The organism is Chryseobacterium indologenes (assembly GCF_002025665.1).
Taxonomy (GTDB): domain Bacteria; phylum Bacteroidota; class Bacteroidia; order Flavobacteriales; family Weeksellaceae; genus Chryseobacterium; species Chryseobacterium metallicongregator.
In genome coordinates this window covers 1,155,054-1,176,465 of the sequence record NZ_CP018786.1, presented here as the reverse complement: position 1 = coordinate 1,176,465, position 21,412 = coordinate 1,155,054, and the positions used below count along the sequence as shown (strand labels likewise).

Annotated in this window: 20 protein-coding genes and 1 tRNA gene; 6 read left to right on the top strand and 15 right to left on the bottom strand. The window is 33.0% G+C overall.

Annotated features, from left to right (window positions below; genetic code table 11):
• The first annotated feature begins 161 nt into the window (after positions 1-161).
• Positions 162-1,457 (top strand): tyrosine--tRNA ligase, encoded by a 1,296-nt coding sequence (tyrS, locus tag BUE84_RS05400; RefSeq protein WP_079240798.1) that lies wholly within the window; start codon positions 162-164, stop codon positions 1,455-1,457.
• Positions 1,458-1,529: 72 nt separating this feature from the next.
• Here tyrS and BUE84_RS05395 read toward each other — a convergent pair whose 3' ends face one another.
• The gene (locus tag BUE84_RS05395) at positions 1,530-1,946 is read right to left on the bottom strand and encodes a hypothetical protein (RefSeq protein ID WP_079240797.1); all 417 of its coding nucleotides are present in this window, start codon (positions 1,944-1,946) and stop codon (positions 1,530-1,532) included.
• Between the two features lie 200 nt (positions 1,947-2,146).
• Between BUE84_RS05395 and BUE84_RS05390 the strand changes: the two genes are divergently transcribed.
• Both BUE84_RS05390 and BUE84_RS05385 read left to right on the top strand, forming a co-directional pair.
• Positions 2,147-4,120: a tetratricopeptide repeat-containing sensor histidine kinase gene (locus BUE84_RS05390; RefSeq protein ID WP_079240796.1), complete on the top strand. Its 1,974-nt coding sequence runs from the start codon at positions 2,147-2,149 to the stop codon at positions 4,118-4,120.
• Positions 4,110-4,748: a response regulator gene (locus BUE84_RS05385; RefSeq protein ID WP_079240795.1), complete on the top strand. Its 639-nt coding sequence runs from the start codon at positions 4,110-4,112 to the stop codon at positions 4,746-4,748. The genes BUE84_RS05390 and BUE84_RS05385 overlap by 11 nt, the downstream gene beginning before the upstream one ends.
• 44 nt (positions 4,749-4,792) lie before the next feature.
• Here BUE84_RS05385 and BUE84_RS05380 read toward each other — a convergent pair whose 3' ends face one another.
• Positions 4,793-5,224 carry a hypothetical protein gene (locus BUE84_RS05380; RefSeq protein ID WP_228432265.1) on the bottom strand — a complete coding sequence of 144 codons (432 nt, stop codon included), beginning with the start codon at positions 5,222-5,224 and terminating at the stop codon, positions 4,793-4,795.
• A gap of 245 nt (positions 5,225-5,469) precedes the next feature.
• Here BUE84_RS05380 and BUE84_RS05375 point away from each other — a divergent pair, with 245 nt between their 5' ends.
• The 3 genes from BUE84_RS05375 to BUE84_RS05365 all read left to right on the top strand — a co-directional run bounded on the left by BUE84_RS05375 (position 5,470) and on the right by BUE84_RS05365 (position 8,081).
• Positions 5,470-6,108 (top strand): alpha/beta hydrolase, encoded by a 639-nt coding sequence (locus tag BUE84_RS05375; protein ID WP_079240794.1) that lies wholly within the window; start codon positions 5,470-5,472, stop codon positions 6,106-6,108.
• A 121-nt stretch (positions 6,109-6,229) separates the two neighbouring features.
• Positions 6,230-7,549 (top strand): PDZ domain-containing protein, encoded by a 1,320-nt coding sequence (locus BUE84_RS05370; protein ID WP_079240793.1) that lies wholly within the window; start codon positions 6,230-6,232, stop codon positions 7,547-7,549.
• Positions 7,550-7,553: 4 nt separating this feature from the next.
• Positions 7,554-8,081 (top strand): hypothetical protein, encoded by a 528-nt coding sequence (locus BUE84_RS05365; RefSeq protein WP_079240792.1) that lies wholly within the window; start codon positions 7,554-7,556, stop codon positions 8,079-8,081.
• Here BUE84_RS05365 and BUE84_RS05360 read toward each other — a convergent pair.
• From BUE84_RS05360 to BUE84_RS05305, 13 genes are all read right to left on the bottom strand, one after another.
• Positions 8,074-9,114 carry a L,D-transpeptidase gene (locus tag BUE84_RS05360; RefSeq protein ID WP_099049873.1) on the bottom strand — a complete coding sequence of 347 codons (1,041 nt, stop codon included), beginning with the start codon at positions 9,112-9,114 and terminating at the stop codon, positions 8,074-8,076. The genes BUE84_RS05365 and BUE84_RS05360 overlap by 8 nt on opposite strands.
• Before the next feature lie 183 nt (positions 9,115-9,297).
• Positions 9,298-9,426 carry a hypothetical protein gene (locus BUE84_RS24910; RefSeq protein ID WP_262487979.1) on the bottom strand — a complete coding sequence of 43 codons (129 nt, stop codon included), beginning with the start codon at positions 9,424-9,426 and terminating at the stop codon, positions 9,298-9,300.
• Between the two features lie 55 nt (positions 9,427-9,481).
• A tRNA-Asp gene (locus BUE84_RS05355) sits at positions 9,482-9,555 on the bottom strand.
• A gap of 290 nt (positions 9,556-9,845) precedes the next feature.
• Positions 9,846-11,033, bottom strand: a complete 1,188-nt coding sequence (locus BUE84_RS05350) for a glycosyltransferase family 4 protein (RefSeq protein ID WP_079240791.1) — start codon at positions 11,031-11,033, stop codon at positions 9,846-9,848.
• On the bottom strand, positions 11,033-12,166 hold the full coding sequence (locus BUE84_RS05345) for a glycosyltransferase (RefSeq protein WP_079240790.1): 1,134 nt from the start codon (positions 12,164-12,166) through the stop codon (positions 11,033-11,035). Before BUE84_RS05345 ends, BUE84_RS05350 begins: the two co-directional genes overlap by 1 nt.
• On the bottom strand, positions 12,166-13,266 hold the full coding sequence (locus tag BUE84_RS05340; RefSeq protein ID WP_079240789.1) for a hypothetical protein: 1,101 nt from the start codon (positions 13,264-13,266) through the stop codon (positions 12,166-12,168). The genes BUE84_RS05345 and BUE84_RS05340 overlap by 1 nt, the downstream gene beginning before the upstream one ends.
• Positions 13,250-14,167, bottom strand: coding sequence for a glycosyltransferase (locus BUE84_RS05335; protein WP_079240788.1), 918 nt, complete (start codon positions 14,165-14,167; stop codon positions 13,250-13,252). Before BUE84_RS05335 ends, BUE84_RS05340 begins: the two co-directional genes overlap by 17 nt.
• The gene (locus BUE84_RS05330; RefSeq protein ID WP_079240787.1) at positions 14,157-15,359 is read right to left on the bottom strand and encodes an O-antigen ligase family protein; all 1,203 of its coding nucleotides are present in this window, start codon (positions 15,357-15,359) and stop codon (positions 14,157-14,159) included. Before BUE84_RS05330 ends, BUE84_RS05335 begins: the two co-directional genes overlap by 11 nt.
• The gene (locus BUE84_RS05325; RefSeq protein WP_079240786.1) at positions 15,356-16,342 is read right to left on the bottom strand and encodes a glycosyltransferase; all 987 of its coding nucleotides are present in this window, start codon (positions 16,340-16,342) and stop codon (positions 15,356-15,358) included. The genes BUE84_RS05330 and BUE84_RS05325 overlap by 4 nt, the downstream gene beginning before the upstream one ends.
• Positions 16,335-17,399 carry a polysaccharide pyruvyl transferase family protein gene (locus BUE84_RS05320; RefSeq protein WP_079240785.1) on the bottom strand — a complete coding sequence of 355 codons (1,065 nt, stop codon included), beginning with the start codon at positions 17,397-17,399 and terminating at the stop codon, positions 16,335-16,337. Before BUE84_RS05320 ends, BUE84_RS05325 begins: the two co-directional genes overlap by 8 nt.
• Positions 17,400-17,401: 2 nt before the next feature.
• Positions 17,402-18,859, bottom strand: a complete 1,458-nt coding sequence (locus BUE84_RS05315; RefSeq protein ID WP_238594365.1) for a lipopolysaccharide biosynthesis protein — start codon at positions 18,857-18,859, stop codon at positions 17,402-17,404.
• Positions 18,860-18,933: 74 nt separating this feature from the next.
• Entirely contained in the window at positions 18,934-20,100 is a 1,167-nt protein-coding gene (locus BUE84_RS05310) for a nucleotide sugar dehydrogenase (RefSeq protein WP_079240783.1), read from the bottom strand.
• Between the two features lie 12 nt (positions 20,101-20,112).
• Entirely contained in the window at positions 20,113-21,408 is a 1,296-nt protein-coding gene (locus tag BUE84_RS05305) for a nucleotide sugar dehydrogenase (RefSeq protein ID WP_079240782.1), read from the bottom strand.
• Between the last annotated feature and the right edge of the window lie 4 nt (positions 21,409-21,412).

The following is a 21,412-nucleotide window of genomic DNA, read 5'->3' as shown; positions in this document are numbered from 1 at the left end:
GAGTAAAAGGGCAAAAGTCTGAACTTGTTCAATTCTTAAGGTTAACAAAGGTTTTCATGATTTGTGACTTTCTTTTCTCTACATTTTTGCTGTTTCGCTTTTACCCTTAATACTTATGAATTTACTATCTTTGCATCTTAAAATTTTAAAGTTAAAAATCAATGAATTCCTTTATAGAAGAACTTAAATGGCGTGGTCTGTTTGCCGATATGATGCCAGGAACCGATGAACAACTGAATAAAGAGGTAACTACTGCATATATTGGTTTTGATCCTACTGCCGATTCTTTACATATCGGAAGTCTTATCCAGATAAAAATTTTAGCTCACTTCCAGCTTCATGGCCACAAGCCGATTGCATTGGTGGGAGGAGCAACAGGAATGATCGGAGACCCGTCCGGGAAATCTGCTGAAAGAAATCTTTTGGATGAGGAAACTCTTTTACATTATGTTGACTGTTTAAAAAATCAGCTTTCAAAATTTTTAAATTTCGAAGGAAACGAGCCCAACAAAGCGGAATTAGTGAACAATTACGACTGGATGAAGAATATTTCTTTCCTTGATTTTGCTAAAAATGTCGGGAAAAATATCACGGTCAACTATATGATGGCTAAAGATTCTGTGAAGAAGAGATTTTCAGGAGAATCGGGTGCAGACGGAATGAGTTTTACAGAGTTCACGTACCAGCTCATCCAGGGATATGATTTCCTTCACTTATATCAAAACAATAATGTAAAGCTACAGATGGGAGGTTCTGACCAGTGGGGAAATATCACTACAGGTACAGAATTGATCCGTAGAAAAGCGCAGGGTGAAGCATTTGCATTAACGGTTCCTTTGATTACCAAAGCGGACGGCTCCAAATTCGGAAAGTCTGAAAGCGGAGAAAATTACTGGCTGGATAAAAAGAAAACTTCTCCTTACAAATTCTACCAGTTCTGGCTGAATGCTACTGATGAAGATGCTGAGAGATTCATTAAATTCTACACTTTCTTAGGAAAAGAAGAGATTGATGCTTTAATTGAAGAGCACAAAACTGCAGCACACGAAAGAAAATTGCAGAAGAAACTTGCAGAAGAAGTTACGGTTTGGGTGCATGGAAGAGAAGAGTATGAAAAAGCATTGAAAGCTTCTGAAATCCTTTTCGGTCGTTCTACTGCTGAAGATCTTGTAAGTCTTGACGAAGAAATATTCCTTGAAGTTTTCGACGGAGTTCCTCAGAAAGAAATTGCAAAAGCTGATGTTTTAGGAGTGAATATTATTGATCTTCTTTCTGAAAAATCAGGATTCTTAAAATCTAAGAGTGAAGCTCAAAGAGAGATTAAAGGAAATTCAATCTCTGTCAACAAGCAAAAAGTAAATGATACTTTTACAGCTAATGAAGCTGACCTTATCGATGGTAAGTTCTTATTATTACAAAAAGGTAAAAAAAGCTACTTTATTGTAAGAGCAAACTAGTATAAGATACATATAAAAACGGGCGCTGAGATGAATCTCAGCGCCCGTTTTATGTCCTAAAATAATTTAATATTAAAATGTATAGCTTGTAGAAGCTGACAAGTACTGTCCGCTGGAAGTTCCTTCTTTCTTCAATTCTCCGTCTACCCAGATCTGAACCTTCAACGTTGCAGAAGCATTCGGTCCAACTGCGTTTACGGCAACATTGGCACTGTATGCTCCTGATTCTGATGTCACCTCAGGGCTGGACCATGTTGATCCACTCAGACTTGATGCTGTAGTTGGGTTACCGTCAATTCCGTACACCGCTACGTCAATATTACTTCCCGAAGAAGCGATTGCTTTAAAAACCACTTTATGACTTTTCCCTGCTCCATTCTCATTGTCGTCATTATCTTTACTGCATGAAGCCGTAAATCCAATAAACATTGCTGTTATTACTGCAACCAATGCTCCTCTTAACAGCTGATTCATTCTCATTTTTTTCATAATCTTTTTGTTTAAATTTTAGTTACTATATTGAATATTCTATGATTCATGATTTGATATTTGCAAAGCTATGAGCATCACCTACGTCTATCAATCCTTAAAAACCAGTAATTTTTTCTACCTAAATTCAGGTATTTTTTATGCTAAAATTTTTAATTAAATTGAACGTTTTAAAAAACATTTTACAGAATTGATCCATAATGAAGAGATTACTTGTCCTGTTAAGTCTATTTTTGTCTTTTGCTTTACAATCCCAACAAATCATTCCGCTTAATGAGAAAGCTTATATAGATAGTTTACAAAGTATTACAAAGGATAACCATCCGGATACTTCAAAAGCAACAGCCTCTTTCCTTCTATCAAATTATTACAGGAACAGTGATTCTGTTTTGAGTAAAAAATATCTGGCAAAAGGAAAAATACTGGCTCAAAATAATTCATTTATTTCAGCAAAATATTATTATTACGAAGGACAATATCATCTGGATAGGAATAAAAAGAAAGCTGCAATTTCCTATCAACAGGCTATTCGGTCTTTATCGAAATTCAAAAATGAAGAGTCCGATTTTTTTCAAGCTCTTGCCTGGTACAGCTACGGAGTTTCTCAAAAGGATAAAGAGGGCTATATTCCTTTGGTCAAGATAATGCTTGAAAAAAGTATCCCACTGGTTAAAAAATATGAAAACAGCAGAAATCTGGGTTTCTTATATACTCAACTTGCAGTTATTCTTACGTATAATGCTCAGTTTAAGAAAGCTGAAGAATACAATAAAAAAGCCCTGGAAATTCTTGAAAAAAACTATCCGGATTCTGCAGAATTGTTTTTTACCTATCTTAATTCTGCCAACAATTTCTGTTACCAGGCCAATGGAGATGAAGCTGAAAAGTTTTTAAATAAAGCCGAAAAACTCATCAAGGTTTATCCGGAATCTTCATCCAATGCTTTTTATTATTACAGTAAAACACTGTTATATATTACCCGTCAGAAAAATGAAGAAGCCCTTCCTGTGATAGAAAAAGGAATTTTCTATACCAGAAAGTACAATCAGAATCTTCTGGCTCAAATGTTTTATTTCAACAAATATGATATTTTAAAGAAACTTAAAAGATATAAGGAAGCCAAAACTACTTTGGAAAATGTTTTAACAGAAAAATCTCTGGCCATAGATGTTAACAACAGAAAGACTTTTTATAAACAGCTTTCTTTACTCAATGAAGAATTAGGAGATACCAGAGAAGCTCTTCTATGGGAAAAGAATTATTCCAAGCTGAATGACAGCCTTAATACAGAGAATGTAAAAATTGAAATCAACAAACTGGAATCTAAATTCAATACTGCCGAAAAAGAAAGAAAAATAGCAACTTTAAATGCTGAGAAAAACCAAAAAGATCTGGAGGTCAACAAGAAAAACTCTTATTTATGGGGAATGGGACTTGTTTTATTGCTGGCGTTAAGTCTTCTGATCTTCCTGTTTATTATTTTCAGAAAAAACAAAAAAATAAACGAGCAGAAACTCAATGATATTAAGCAAAAGGAAGAACTATCATTAACCAAAGCTATTCTTGATGGTGAAGAAAGAGAAAGAGAACGTATTGCAAGGGATCTTCATGATGGTCTTGGCGGAATGCTTGCCGGCGTAAAAATCAACTTTTCTACATGGTCTTCCAGCCATTTAAACCCTGAAAAAGATCAGGAGTTTTATAAGATATTGGGTCAGCTGGACAGTTCTGTAAGTGAACTCCGGCATGTAGCGAGAAATTTAATGCCAGAATCATTACTTAATTTTGGCTTGGAAACTGCTATACTCGACCTGTGTGAATTTTACAACAGAAAAAACCTTGAAATTGATTTTCAGGCTATTGATATTGACAAAAAATTACCTTTAAATATCCAGCTTAATATTTACAGAATTGTACAGGAGTTATTGGCCAATGCTGTAAAACATGCCGAAGCCAGCAATATTCTGCTTCAATGCTCCCAAGCCAGCGAAAATTTTCTGATAACGATTGAAGATAACGGAAAAGGATTTGATAAACATATAGAAAACACCACTAAAAGTCTGGGACTTCGTAATCTGAAAAACAGAGTCAACTACCTGAAAGGAAAAATGGAAATCAATTCTGATGATCAAGGAACAGCAATTAATATAGAACTCAACATCCATGGAGAATGAAAAAATAAATATTGTTATTGTAGATGATCATCCTATTGTCATTGAAGGATTAAGAATGATGCTGAGAAGCCAGCCTTTCTTCAATGTCGCAGGAAGTTTTGCATCCGGTGCAGAAACACTGAGTTTCATCCGTTCAGAAATAGTAGATATTGTTCTTCTGGATATTACGCTCCCAGATTCCAATGGAACAGAACTCTGCAGAGAAATTAAAAAAATATCGCCAAATACCTCTGTAATAATGTTCAGCAACCGTTCGGAACGAAGCATTATTATGCAATCTATACAAAATGGAGCAAGCGGTTATCTTCTCAAAAATACTTCTATTGATGATCTTGTGATAGGTATCAGAGGAGCACTTTCGGGAGATATTGTTTTCTGCAATGAAACCAAACAGATTATCAGTCTTCCGTCTCAGACTAATCTTCCTATTCCAAGACTGACTAAAAGGGAAAAACAAATTCTACAGATGGTAGCACAGGGAAAAACAAGTAATGTAATTGCTGAAGAACTTTTTTTAAGTCCTCTTACCGTGGACACTCACCGTAAGAATCTTCTACAGAAATTTCATGCAAAGAACTCAACAGAATTGATCAACCTAGCTATACAGCAACATATGATTGAAGAATAAAAAAAACCGCTTTGAAAGCGGTTTTTTTATATTGTTAAAGTAATTTAAGGTTCTAAGAAGCTATAATCAATAGAAGCAACCAAAACCCCTTTACCTTTCTTCTTCACTGTTCTTGCTATCTCACCATCAATGTAAAGATTGATTGTCAATTCAGAATTATCATCCGGCATTGAAGCGTTAGCATCAAGATTAAGCTGTGCCTGGCTGGAATTCACAAAGAATTCTCCACTTGTCCATGGTGAAGTTACAGGAGACTGCGGAGTATTGTATATGGTATTCTGAGCTGTACCTACCTGTGTTACAACACTTATAATGTTTCCTCCGGCAGTGGTTTTCACTTCGAATTGAACCACATGATCCTGAAATTCTTCATCGTCATCTTTTTTACAAGAATTAACAACGGTGATTACAGAAAATAATAAAACGAATAAAAAAGAAAGTCTAAGTAAACTTTTTGAATTGTAAAATTGCTTCATTTCTCCAAATAGATTTTTTAATGTTTCAAATATAAGTTTTTTATTAATATAAAAATAACTTTTATGAAAAATTTCCAATAAAGATTTCCAAATAATATCAAATTAATAAAAACAGAAAGTCCCGGAAAAATTCAAAAATATACTCCAAATAATTAATCATTACACATAAACTATCATGCAACGGAAGTTCATTGTATGAATAATAAAAGTTAAGATTCTGTAGGTAATTTAATTATCTTTGCTGTATGAATTTAGATTATCTAGTAAGAGAGCCGGAAAATATTACTTCCCAAACTCCCATTCTTTTTATGCTTCATGGATATGGCAGCAATGAACAGGATCTTTTCAGTTTTAGAGAAACTCTTCCCAATGACTGGATCATTGTAAGTTTCAGGGCTCCGCGTGATACTCAATTTGAAGGATATTCATGGTATGATATCAACTTTAATGATCCCGAAAACTTCATTGATGTTCCCCAGGCCAATGAATCTTTACATGCAGTTCTGGAAAGTATGTTAAAGATTATCAACCACTATGGACTTACAGAAAGCAAAGCACATCTTTGTGGTTTCAGCCAGGGAGGAATATTGTGTTATGCACTAGCCTTAAAACATCCTGATCTTTTCAATCGTGTTGCCTGTATGAGCAGTTATCCTGAAGATAAAATTCTGGACGGTATTGTAAAAGATAAAAAGAAACTGGAGGGACTTCGTTTCTTCATTTCTCACGGTACGGATGATGCTGTGATCCCGCTTGAATGGGGAAGAAAAGCGGCAGATCTTCTTTATGATCTTAGCTGTTACTTTACGTTCAGAGAATATATGAGCGGACATGGGGTAAATCAAAAGAATTATATGGATTTGATGGACTTCTTTTCAAAATAAATAAAACCTATTTTAGAACAAATTCAATAAAAAACACTACTTCATTGTAACTTATATAAACATTCCAGCTTTTGGAATGTTTTTTTTATTATCATATAGATAAATTCACTAAATTCAGTAAATGAATTTTAAATTGCTTTTACTGGGATTATTTCTAAGCATTTTTGTAAATGCCCAGAATACTTTTGAACTGATCAATACTAAAAAAGCAGTTATTCCTTTTCAGTTTATCAACAATCTTATCTTTATTCCGATCAATGTTAATGGTGCTGAGCTCACCTTTCTTCTGGATACGGGGGTTTCTGAAACCATTCTTTTCAGCCTGGAAAACAAGGAAGTGAAGTTAAGCAATGTTGAAAAAGTAAAATTTTCAGGACTTGGAGGGAGTTTAAGTATTGATGGGCTGAAGTCTGAACGTAATATAGGCAAAATAGGTGATGGGATTATCAATACCTCTATGTCTCTTTATATCATTATTGATGAAGAATTTAATATTTCGCCTCATGTAGGAATTCCCGTAAATGGAGTAATCGGCTATCATTTCTTCAAAAACCATCCTATTTATATAGATTATTCATCAAAGAAAATAACTGTATTTGAAAATGCTGCTCTTTTAGAAAAGAAAATGAGAAAATTTGAAGAATTCCCCATTACCATTGAAAGAGATAAGCCCTATCTGTATGCAGGTGTAGAAATGACAAATGAAAAGAAAGACTCAAAACTGCTGATTGATCTTGGAAATAGTGATGCCATATGGCTCTTCCCCACGCTGATTAAAAATTTTGTTTATAACAGACCTAATATTGACGATTTTCTTGGTCGTGGTTTCAATGGAGATATTTATGGTAAAAGAAGCCGTATTCATAATTTTTACCTTGGAAATTTTAAGTTTGAAAAACCTCTCACTTCTATGCCGGATGAATTCTCTATACAACACGTCAATTTAGTGGAAAACAGGAAAGGCTCTATAGGCAGTGAAATTATGCGCAGGTTTACAGTGATTTTTGATTATTCTAACAAAAAGTTATATCTGAAAAGAAACAGATACTTTAATGATCCTTTTCACTTTAATATGAGTGGATTGGATTTCAAACAGGATGGGCTGGAATGGCAGCAGGATAGAATAAATATAGAAACCCAAAAATCTACAACCATAGTAAACGGTGCTTATAAAGATGCTTTCCAGTATAAATTCAGTTTGAAACCTATATTTTCTATTGCCGGAGTAAGAAAAGATTCACCGGCTTATGAAGCAGGTCTGAAAAAGGAAGACAGAATTCTAAGTATTAATGGAGACCCTACTTCTGAGATGACACTGGAAAAAATTGTAGAACTTATGAAATCTAATGAAGGCCGAACTATCAATATGCTCATTCAAAGAAAAAATGAAAAACTCATATTAAGTTTCACCCTTCAGGATCCTATTCCTTATCAAGAATAACAATATGAATACCGAAGAAACCACTTTAGACAGGATAAGAACCAGACCCCGGTTTAAAATGTTTACTCATCTTACCAAGGAAGAGTATGCTGAAAATCTGAAAAAATATATGGAAGAGCATAAAGATGAATTCTCAGGCAATATCAATAAAGAAGTGGCTACTATCTGGGTAAAAACAGAATATGATAATTACTGGAAACCCAGCCTTGCTTTACGGATAGAAATGGAGGATGAGCATATAGCAATACGTGGAGTGTTTGGTCCTAGTTCTGCTGTATGGACATTCTTTATGTTCCTGTATTTTTCTTTTTCTATTCTCTGGATGACCTTTTTCACGATGTATTACGTAGAAAAGCAAATAAAAAGCGCCGAATACCCTTGGGCACTGAGCGCTTCTTTTATCATGTTATTATTTATTCTTCTTACTTATATTGCCGCCAGATTCGGCCAGCATAAAGGTAAAGAGGAAATGCTTAAACTTAGAAAGTTTGCTGAAGAATCTACTTTACAATTTGAAAAAAAAATTAATTAGACAGGGGTTCTGCAGGCTTTTCATTTTGAATAGGAGCTGCTGCTTTTGCTGCTTTGATAGAATCCGCTACTTTTTCTCTGTTGCTTTGTTCTTTTAGCATTTTCGGAACATCCGGTTCTAAGAGTTTCGTCAATTCTTCAACGGAAATATTGTTGGCATTAGGATCATCCAAAAGATTTCTCCATGGTTTTCTTCCTCCCCATTTATAATCTCCGAATACCATTACTGCTGTACCTCTGGCTTTAGTAGTAGCACCACCCGGATTCAAAATCCAGGTATCTGCATAGGAATACAACCATTGGGCATCTTTTCTCAGCAATCGTAAACATGAATGTGAAGCAGGATATCCGGGAAGCGTATACTCATGCCATCCGATTCCGCCAATGTTATGAATATTAAAGTTATAAGGAAGTTTCCATTCGCTGCTCACGGTGGAAATAGCCAGTTTCTTTTTCCAGTTGGCAAAGGTAAGTCCTCTTGTAGTTTGGGCTGCTTTTTTACCCATACTTGTTGGGCCCCATTTTACAAGGCTTCCATTAGAGTATACGGCAAAAGCCTGTATAGGATATGAGAAAATGACAAACTTTTTCACTCCGCTTAATACATCCAGCTGCATTGGAAACGGTGAGTAGGCCATCAGTGTGGTATCTATTTTCGCAGGAACTACCAAGGTGTCGGCATTCCATTTACTTTTAGAATCTAATCTGTTTAAGGCTAAAATAGCTGTTCTTTCTTCTACACTATATTTCTTGCTGAATTCTGCGTAAATAGAATCACGCATTTTTTTATCTTTTGGAAGAACAAAGGCATTATAAAAACCGTTCTCCTGCATGACAGGCGGAACAGATTCTTTTTTAACGACAGGAACAGAATCTTTCTTTATAGAATCCTTTTCTACCTCCGGAACTTCCGAAGAAGAAACGGTATCTTTAAAAGTATCACTTATTTTTTCTATTTCCTTTTTACAGGAAACCAGAGAAAAAGCACATAAACAGGCATAAAAAAAGAATTTTTTCACAGATATGTTTTTCATAAATAAATCGGCCATTTAGTTTGGCTACCCAGTACAAATATCAGACCTAAATTTGAATCCTAAAAGACATTCTTAAAAATACCGTAAAAAAACGGAGGCTTTATCACTGTAAATGAGGAGTTATAATTTACAATTTCAAAAAAAACATAGGTTTTAAAGGTATTCCCAGAATTAAAAAAAGCATTATTCGCCCGTATTTTCTTTTGTAGAAATCCATTCTAAAGTCCCGTTTTTACCAAAGCGATAAACATCCTGATGCCATCTTGCACCACCTCTGCATCCCTTCTGATAAGAATCGGTTATTATTTCCAATCTGTTTATCAATAAGGGAAAATAAAAAAGTCTTCTATTTCTAGAAGACTTTTTGCGATCCGGACGGGACTCGAACCCGCGACCTCCGCCGTGACAGGGCGGCATTCTAACCAGCTGAACTACCGGATCAATTTTTAAGGTAGCATTTGCTTTTTAACTGGTGCAAATATATAGCTTTTTTTAAATTTTCCAAAGAAACGTATTTCTTTTCTTTCAAAGCTATTGTTAAGATACAGATTGTCAAATATAAAAATTTCAATATATAGCTGCAGTTAATACTATTCTGCCCTATTTTACTTAGAAAATTTAGGAAAGTCGATTATAAAAACACACACAAAATCAACATTCTTGTTACTTTAAATTCTAAGATGACCCGTTATCTATCATTTGTACATCAATAGATTCTTTCTCTTGATCATTTATTCTGTTTGCTCGATAACTTCAACAAATTTTTTACACAAAATGGATTTGTCATAAACTGTTTCGGCCAATTCCCTTGCATTCTGTCCCATTTCCTTTACCAATTCAGGATTGTCTTTCAGATAGAGTACTTTTTGTACAAGCTCTTCAGGACGGTTTGGATTTACATAATATCCGCAATGGTATTTTTCGGCTATGTCTTTCGTCCATCCTGCAGAGTTTACAATAATTGGTTTTCCTGCAGACAACGAATCGAAAAGCTTGTTTGGAGAGTTGGTATACAAAATCGGGATATCCAAAAAGGAAATCATCGAAACATCCGAAAAATTGACAATCTCGGATACGTCAGTCATAGGGAACTTTCCGAGAAATTTCACATTTTTAAGGTTGTTTTTCTCTACTTCATCTACCAAATCTTTTTCGGTAGACCCTCCTCCTACAAACAAAAATTCTATATCTTCTCTATTGTTTAATAATTTGGCGGATTCAACAATTGTCTGAGCACCATTTGCCAATCCCAGAGAACCAAAGTGAACTATTTTGAAGGAATCTTTTTTTAAGCCGAGCTTTTCCATCAGTTGATCATTTTTTCCCCTAGGCCAGAATTCGTCCATTTTAGCCATATTAGGAATCATGGATGTTTTTTCTTTTGGAATATATTTTACCACTCCGGCCTGCATACCGGGAGAAAGTGCAATAACACGGGAAGCATTTTTATAAATCACTTTTTCCAGCAGACGTGTCGTTTTTATTGTCCAACTGTTTTTTATGGCTCCCATCTGTATTGGCACCTCCGGCCAGAGGTCTCTTACTTCAAAAACAAAAGGCTTCTTTTTAAACCACTTTAATATAAGTGCCGGAATACCTATTGTAAGAGGAGTAGATGTAGCAATCACCAAATCGATATCTTTCTGTTTCAATCCTAGCACAGATGATTTGTACATAAATTTCAAGAAAGCCTTTAACCTTCTTGAAACACTCATATTCTGGTCGTAGTCTTCCTTTATATAAACGACTTCAATACCATCAATTTCTACAATTTTAATATCCTCTGAAAATTTGGATGATGAGGTGAGCATGGTAACTTTATGCCCATTTTTAATAAGTTCTTGTGCCAGCCAGTACGATCTTGTTCCTCCTGGCTCCTGAGGAGTTACGAAATATTGGTGGATGTATAATATATTCATTATTTTTTTTCTATATATAATTGTTGATATACTTCAGCTATTCTCTTCCAGTCATGATTTTCTAACAATTGTTCAATATCAAAACTATAATGATTTCGTTTTTGGATTAACCGTTCAAGCCCTCGTTCGATAGCAGAAACAGAGGTGTCTTCCACTTTTTCTCCAATAGAATCATCATAAAAACCGTCGATCCCTTCATTTTGCGTGTACATTACCGGTAAGCCCTGCAGAAGCGCTTCTATATAGACCAGGCCAAAAGTTTCTGCTTTGGAAGGCATTGTAAAGAAGTCACTTCGTTCGTAATAGGATTTTAGAACAGGCAGGCTGTCTACTTTTCCTACAAACTCAAAGGAATGATCGTTTTTAATAGAATCCAGGATTCTTTTCTCGTCATTTCCTCCTCCTCCAATCAGTGTTAATTTTATCCTATTCTGAATTTTGTGATTATGATTCTTAACAGCATTAATAAGGTTAAAGACATTTTTGCCTTTATTGAATTTCCCTATATAAAGCAACTGAATGCTTTTTTCATTCTCAACAATTTTCCTGTTCATAACCTTTGATTCTATCCAGAAAGGGTCTACACCATTTGGAATTACCATTAGTTTTTGCTGTACATCGCTCATGATATGAGACAGGCGTGAATCTTCAAGCATTCTTTTTTTATAGACTGCAGAAATGGTTATGATCTTATTTGCATTCTGAAGTATTTTTTGTCCGTAGCCTCTTTCGTGAAGAAAATACTTCAAAAACACATTAAGATCCGTATTGCGCACTGCCAATATGTATGGGATATTATATTTTTTATGAAGCTCATAGGCCACTCCGCCATCGCTATACCATGTGTGAGCATGAATAAATTTGACGGTCTTGAGGTCTACTTTTGCTTCAATGTCTTGTACTATTTTTTTAATTTTTTTCTTATACAAAACCCGATCTGCATATTTTGATAAAATATGGCTGTAGATAATCTGTGAGCGGGTACTTTTAAAATCTATTTTATTTTTCCCTATTCTGGAAGATTCTCGAAATGGATTATATACAATCTGCTCTAGCCCGTTATTATCCAGCTCCCTCACTAAATTTTTATAAACTGTAGATCCTGAGTAATCGTTTGTAATGTGAAGTATCATTATGGATAAATTGAATTAAACTGCAGCTCTAAAGAAGAGTTGTTAATTTTATTACTATAATTTGCAAGGTTTTTTTCGACTAAAGGATATAAACTTGTATCAAAATAGATAAGTTTCATCCAGCCATCCGATATTTTCCATCCCGTATTCTGTACACTTGGATCTGTAGAGCCATCTACATTATCGGCAATACTGCTTCCTTTAAGAATCTTAAGCTTCAAGGTATTGCAGAGGTAACTGAAATTAAAGTCAGCCCAATTGGCATTTCCCAGTTCTTTTGCCTTTATTAAATATAATACGACATGATTTCCATGCGATACATCCTGTACAACCGGTTTATAATTTTTAATTTTCTGTAACGCCTTACAAAAAGTATCAGGATATGTACTGTTCCACGTGTAATACAAAACGCTACCTGCGCTCTTGTTTAAAACCAACGCTTTTTTCAGCTGCTGATCAAACTGATTTACAAATAAGGCATATGAATTTTTTTCAGATTCGTCATATTTCATGAGATAGAGTGCAACAACAGCCCAGTTTGCTCCTGTATGAAGCCTTTGATGAAACAATAATGAATAATCTCCATATTGACTGAAGCTTCTGGCTTTCCATTTATCGAAGGAATATTTTAAACCACTTTCTATCGCCGGTTGATAATTCGTATATAATTTATTCTTGGCTAGAATATCCAAAAACTCACCGATGTATCTGAAAAAATAGCCTTCTGAAATTAAATGTTCCTGCCCGTTCACTGCTGCATTCTGATTTCCTTTTGCTACATTCATCACCCAGCCATTTTTTTGGTATGAGGTATTTGAATTGGTATCAATCAGGATTGGTTTTATGACAGAAATATTAGTATCAATGTATTTTTTATCTTTTGTTTTAAGATACATATTGTTATTTGCATTGATAAAATATCCTAATGCCATGAAATCGTAAGTATTTTTACTCTTCGATGACAGTTCCATTTTCTGCAAACCATAACTTTTGGATGCCTGCATATCTGCATTATACCTGCTTACTCTGTTTTGCTGAGCAAAAGAAAAGCTAAATAATAATAACGCACTAAGCTTTATAAAATCACTTAAATATTTCATAATTATTAATATTATAATTTTGAATCAGATTCTGTAACTGCTTATCATTACCTCCATCCGCCACGTTTTCCTGACTTAGCTTAAAGAGGGAATTTTTATTTTCAATGGGAATTAAGTTTGAAAAATAATTGGATTTCACGGTCTTTGTCTTATTCAACTGAGCCATCGTATTCAGCCAGACATCGTCTGCCATAAAACATAAGCTGACAAAAGCATTTTTGTTTAAAACTTCTTCACTAAAAAAGTTAGTCTTATACAAAGTTCCTCCCCCACTTGTGTGAAATAGATCAAATGCCGGTCCAAAATTTCCAAAAACTTTTTTCCAGTTGGAATATTTGCTTATTGTATTATCATCATTTCTTACGATTTTATGGGCTCTATGACAACAAATTGCATCAGGAAATTTTGCATGTAAATCCATTAAGTCTTTAATGATATTTGACGGATAAAAAATATCATCATCTATGGTTATGATAACATCATTTTGATATTCCTTAAAGGCATAGTAATATTTTTTATGAGACCTTAAATCTTCATCTACAAATCTTATTTCCAATTGTTTCTTTTTATAGTAACCGATCAGATTATCTGGTATATCTTTCAACTCATTCGGAAATTGATCTTTTGCCAGATACAATACAATTTTGTTTGGCAGCAGACTTTGGCGTAACATACACTCCACAACCATCCATAATTTGGATATCCTTCCTGGAAATGTTGTAAGTGACACGATAATATTTTCCGACACTTTTTCGGGTAGTACTACTTCTTTTATAGTATTTTTAAGATATATCGGGAAGACAAAATTTGAAAACTTCCTTATAGAAAATCTTGCTAAAGACTGAGCCTTAGAAATTTTTCTTAACGATGAATACTTTCTATCTATATAATCAATTAACATTTTTAGTTGTCGTTTTATAAAATGATGATATACAATAAAGACTTGCCAGCCAAATCCACATGTACGGATTATTTAAATAAACACTATTAATTGTAAATGCTAATGGCATTACCAGTAATGATCCTAATAAAATATAGTTTGGAATTTCACGCTTTTTAAAAATCCTTTTGGGATTAAAAATTTTAAATAACAATAAAAGAAATGTAAAGAATACAACAATCCCGTATTGAGAGAGTAATTCTATAAATAAATTATGGGGTACCAGGATAGGATTATTTGTCATTTTACTAGCTGTATCAGAAAAGTTTCCAGCTCCTACACCCAAAAATTTTGAGTCCACAAACATGTCGATACCCACATTAATCATTTCCTTCCTAGAATTATCTTCCAGTCCTTTTTGTTCTATTCTTGTCTTTAAATAAGAAAATGATGCATTATTCATTACATATATATACCCTGCAACAGATGCTATTATTGAAATGAATGTGTACATAATGGTTTTGCTGATTGACTTGCTGGAATAAAAAATAATATATATAATAGTAGATATTAATAAGCACAGCATAGTACCACGACTTGCATTGGTTAATACAACCCAAACAATAGCTAAAATAAAAAGGATATAAAATATTTTAAATAATTTGCTTGAAATAAATTTAAGTTTAGCTAAAATAAATGGAAATGAAATCGCCAAAAGGTGATTATACAAATTATAATTTCCAAAAGTAATAGCTGCATATTTTCTAAGAGTTCCCACACCTCCTAATACCGTATCATCTCCAAACTTTGAATTAGAAAAATGTAAATTGAAATTAATTTCTATAATTGCAATTGGAATACTTAGTAATACAAATATAACCCAGCCATTTATCAGTTTATTTAAACTTATATACTTGCTAAAATTTACTATTTCAACGAAAATGATAAAATTTATCAGCGCATATGCAAACTCTTTTAATGATTGGTCATTATTAAATGTTAAAAATAACATTGACAATACACAATACATAATAAAAGAAAAGAAAAACAATAAATACTCTTTCCCTTTAATAAGCTTTTTATTTAAATCCTGTATCAGTAATGGTAAAAATAAAATAGCAAGAAGTCTCGGTGCCTGTAGCATACCACCGTATAAACCAAATATTTGTGAAATGATTAATATTGGGGTTATATTTTTCTTTAAGTAATTCATCTATTAATCAAATTATCCAACCTTATCAGAAGGAAAATAAAATTCCAGTTCTTATAAATAAAAATCGATTGGGAAGGAAATAGTTTTCTTTTAATATATTTCACAATAAAAGAATCATACTGCCTTGTAAAAACAAAAAAGTTTTTGGTACTAATATTATTCAAGAGATCCATAATTTCATCTTTTTTCATATTACTCTTATGTAAAAAAATGAATAACAGGCTAAAATAATAGTGATGTCTATTTATTATGAACTTTTTTGGAAAAAAATCTATTATATCTTTCTTATTATAGAGTTCTAAAATTTTTAATACTGATTCTATATTTTTTATAGTTTGTTTTTTCTTCATAATTGACTCTCCCCTCTGTACATAATTTACAAAGATATTGTCAATAACCTGCAGAACAGGATTTTTACTATATACTTGTGTATTAAATAATACATCCTCATATATTGCCCCTTTTTCAAATATAATCTGATGTTTATCTAAGAATTTTTTTGAATAGATCTGTGTCCACGCCTGAATACCATAGTTATTATATTTTAACAACAAATCGTGACCACTGATTTTTTCTTCATTTTCAAATTTTTCAAATTTGACAATTTTATTTTCATAAATTTCCTGATAATTAAATAATAAAATATCTGTTTCTGTATTAATTTTTTTTAAAAAGACGTCAATACTTTCACTTTCAATATAATCATCTCCATCCACAAACCAAATATATTCCCCTTTCGCTATTTTATATCCCGCATTTCTGGCATCAGAAAGCCCTCCGTTTTCTTTTTCCAGGACGACAATTCTTTTATCTACATTTTTATATTTATTACAAATACTGATACTATTATCTGGAGAGCCATCAATTACCAGGATCAATTCAAAATTAGCAGAAGTATTTTGCACTATACTGGCAATGCATTTTTCTATATAATTTTCAACATTATATATTGGGACAATAATTGATAAAAAAACATCATTCATTTATATTCTCTATTAATGGTAGGTAAAACTTCCTTATCTCCTGAGGATTATATTTTTCATAGTTATCATTACTTAATAACTCATCTATTGCTTTGTTTGCTTCATCTATATTTTTAACAAACTTTATATATTTTAAATACTTAATCCAATTATAAGTTCCTATAACTTTTTGATTATAATTTGAAAAAACGACGCACGGTGTTCCTGTAATGATGCAAAGAACCATTCCGTGTAATCTATCAGTGACAACTATTTTTGCCTTAGAAAATTGTAATAACTTATTAGTCAATACTTTTTTTCTCACTGACTCAATATCTAAATCTGTTATTTTATCACAATGCATATCAGATTTAATTATTTTGTCAAATTTACCTTCTAAAATTTGGGTAATTTTATCTTTATCGTTTGCTGTTAGTATTGATTCCTGATCATTTCTGATTACTTCTAATGCGTACTCTCTTTCATTTTCAAAACTATATTCAGTGTATAGAACAATATCAGGAGTCAGAATTACCTTATTTTTTGGAAAATATTTTTTCATTAATTCAAATGATTTTTCCTCTCTGGCTGTCAAAATCAAATTTGAATGCTTTTCAAAAATATCCTGTGTCCTTTTTAATTCAGACTCACCAATCTGATCATTAGAGTAATAGATAGTTTGTGGAAACAATATCGTTTTATTCTCAGGAAAGTTTTGAATTACCATTCTTCTTAAATTTTCTTCCCTCATATATTCATTCCCAAAATTACCACCACCATGAATGAATATCAAATCATCAGGATTAATAGTATTACTGTACTTTTCAATAAAATACTTCATTTGAGACTGATTGATCTCGAAAACGTGATGCCCGGGTAAATTTTCTTTAAAAAATTTCAACTGCCCTTCCGCAATAGCATGATCTCCAATATTAGTATGGGTAGGAGTTTGAAACAAAAATAATCGCTTCGACTTGCAATTATTAATTTCATTAGCAATTTTGTCTACTCTGGCATTATTCTGTATATTATTAATAATTGAATTTGTTTTATTTTTTATTCTCTTAAATAAATCCATATTTATTTCTTTATTTTTTTAATGATTTTTTTCTTAAACTGTAAATACTCTTCCCGCTTAATACCAATAAGAATAATTAATACAAACAAAATAATCTCAGAACCAATGGTTGAAGATATTGCAAAGAAGTAGCTGTTAACCTCTACTTTTTTGATGAGCCATATCAGAACAAAACAAGAGAAAATAACTAAGAATGTCTGTTTTAAATAAAGCAGTACATCTTGCAAATCATATTTCAATTTATAATTAACATAAAGAAAACGAAATACGAATGTGCATAAATTTAAAATAACATTTAAACTCATAATGTATACAGGAGAAAAACCTAACTTTAAAAATATATATGCCAGTGGAAGATTTAATAATAATATCAATGAAACCCCTAATTGATAATTTCTGATATTTCCAATGGCATTAGCAGACATCCAGAATGGTCCCACTATAGCATTAATAATAGAGCCTATTATAACTATTTGAGTGAAGCTTACAAGATATTGAGGTAAATTAACACCAAGCCATAGTTTTAAAATAAATTCTGTATGTAATAAAATCGGTACTGATAAAATTAAAAATAGAAATACTGAATATTTCGAAGTATTTAACACTAATTTTTTATGTGTTTCTAAATCATTTGAGGCATAACTTTGCGTAATTTGTGGATTAAATGCTACCTGCATATTTGAAACAAAACTATACAAAACACTGTTTACCTGATTCGCAATACCTAAGGCTGCATTTACAGTAACACCGATGAATATATTCATAATCATATTCAATCCTTGTGTTGAACTTAAAACGGCAACTTGCCCGAATAAACTCCAACCAGAAAAGGATAATAATTCTCTGAACAGTTTTTTGTCAGAAAAATAGTGGTAAGCAGTTTCTTCCTTAAAGTTTTTATAGCAATAAATTTTATAAATTATATTCACTATAAGGTTGACCAGTAATAACAAAAATGAATAAACTATGAGCTGATCATATTCAACAAAAAGCGATAATAAAAATACAATAGCTAGTTTTAGTACAGTCTCCACTATACCCAAATAGGCATAGAATGACATTCTTTCATTCGCCAATATGGTAGCATTGAAGGGTATTCTAATGATATTGATTATTGTTGTAATAATAGAAAACTGAAATACAAAATTTGCAGCATTAAGCCGGTTAGCAGGTATATTTAATTTGTAATTTAAAAACCACAATCCAATAGTCTCAGACAAAATCAATACAATAATTGAGATAATTATATGAATATTGAGACTCATACAAAAAACTCTATTAACTTTTTCTTTAATATTTGAAGCCAGTTCAATATTTAAGAATCGTTGAGTAGCACTTGTCATGGCATTATTTAAAAAAGAAAATAATACAACTACTCCAGCTACTAAATTATATATCCCAAAATCCTCTACACCTAACTTCTGTAAAATAATCCTTGAAGTATATAAGGAGATAGCCATATTGATTATCATCCTTATGTAGAGTAATATTGTATTTTTTGCGATCTTTTTTGTACTTGACAATTTATTTACTTTTAATCATTACCAAATAGATCCCTTGTATACACTTTTTCCTGTACATCAGCAAGTTCAGACGCATTACGATTAGAAATAATGACATCGCATTCTTTTTTGAAAAGCTCTAAATCTTTTACCACTTTGGAACTGAAAAAAAACTCCTCATTAAGAGCAGGTTCAAACACTTCCACTTCCACTCCCTTAGCTTTAATTCTTTTCATTACTCCCTGTATGGCAGATGCTCTGAAGTTGTCGGAGCCTGCTTTCATGATAAGACGGTAAACTCCTACCTTTTTTGGTTTTTTTGCTAGTACAGAATCTGCTATAAAATCCTTACGGGTTCTGTTGGCATCTACAATTGCCTGAATAATATTATTGGGAACTGCATTATAATTTGCCAAAAGCTGTTTGGTATCCTTAGGCAAGCAGTATCCTCCGTATCCAAAAGAAGGATTATTATAATGCGAACCAATTCTTGGGTCCAGACCAACACCTTCTACAATCTGGCGGGTATCCAGTTCATGGATCTGCGCATAGCTGTCTAATTCATTAAAATAGGCAACTCGCAATGCCAAGTAGGTATTTGAAAACAATTTAATTGCTTCTGCTTCGGTAGGATTAGTAAACAAAACAGGAATATCCTTTTTTACCGCTCCTTCTTTCAGTAATTCTGCAAAAATCCTTGCTCGCTCGCTTTGCTCCCCAACAATAATTCTGGAAGGATATAAATTATCATACAAAGCTTTACCTTCTCTCAAAAATTCAGGAGAAAACACCACATTATCTAGCTGCATTCTGCTTTTTAACTCTGCGGTATAACCCACCGGAACTGTAGATTTAATAATAATTACAGCATCAGAATTATACTCTGCAATTTCCTTTATTACATTTTCAACACTGCTTGTGTTGAAATAGTTAGTAGTAGGGTCATAATCTGTGGGTGTAGCAACAATAATATATTCAGCTTTATCGTAAGCTTCTTTTTTATCTAAAGTGGCTTTGAAATTAAGTGGTTTAGTACTTAGAAACATGTTAATCTCTTCATCTTCAATAGGAGATTTTTTAGAATTAAGCAATTCTACTCTTTCCTGAACAATATCTAAAGCTACAACTTCATTATGTTGGGCCAATAAGACGGCATTAGACAAACCTACATATCCTGTTCCTACTACTGCTATTTTCATTTTCTACTTTTTTTATAAACGATTATCGTATTTCTCTAAAATTCCTTTAACATCATATACAATTCCTCCTTCCTTCAGATAACGAGAAAGATCAATATTCAGGAACTCATTATGAGAAACAGTGAGAACAACTGCATCAAATTTTTCATTCACATCTTCCAGAGAACTTGTAGATCCTATACCATATTCGTGCATTACTTCTTCCGGATTTGCCCACGGATCGTATGTTGTAACTTCGATAGAATAGTCTTCCAGTGCTTTGATAACATCTGCTGCTTTTGTATTTCTTACATCCGGACAGTTTTCCTTAAATGTGATCCCAAGATTCAGCACTTTGGCATCAGGAATGTTGATTCTTTTCTTAATCATCGTTTTTACAACCTCGGAGGCTACAAATTGCCCCATAGAATCGTTCAATCTTCTTGCTGTAAGGATAAGCTCAGAATAATATCCTACATCCTGCGCTTTTTGGGCAAGATAGAAAGGATCTACCCCGATGCAGTGCCCTCCTACTAAACCGGGCTTGAATTTCAGGAAATTCCATTTTGTTCCTGCAGCTTCCAAAACGGCATGTGTATCGATATTCAAGAGATTAAATATCTTTGCAAGCTCATTCACAAAAGCAATATTGATATCACGCTGTGAGTTTTCGATCACTTTTGATGCTTCGGCTACTTTGATGGTTGGTGCCAAATGTGTACCTGCTGCAATTACAGATTTATATAATTCGTCTACTTTTTCACCAATTTCTGGTGTAGAACCTGAAGTTACTTTTAAAATCTTCTCTACAGTACGTTCTTTATCTCCCGGGTTGATTCTTTCAGGAGAATATCCTGCAAAAAAATCTTCGTTAAACTTCAGTCCTGAAACTTTTTCCAGCACAGGAATACATTCCTCTTCTGTAACGCCGGGATAAACAGTAGATTCATAAATAACAATATCCCCTTTTTTCAATACTTTTCCCACTGTTTCAGACGCTTTGTATAAAGGCGTTAGATCTGGACGGTTATGTTTGTCTACCGGTGTAGGAACAGTTACGATATAGATGTTAGCATCTTTAATATCTTCTAGGTTAGATGAGCAAAATAATCCTTTTGATGAGCTTGAAAAGGGATTCTCTTTTACTAAAACCGGCTGCAATACGTCATCTTCTACCTCCAAAGTAGAATCTTTTCCACTATTAAGTTCTGCAATTCTGGCTTGATTGATATCAAAACCAACTACCGCGTATTTTGTTGCAAATAAACGGGCCAGAGGTAATCCAACATACCCCAATCCGATTACCCCAATTTTATTCTGTATATTCATATTA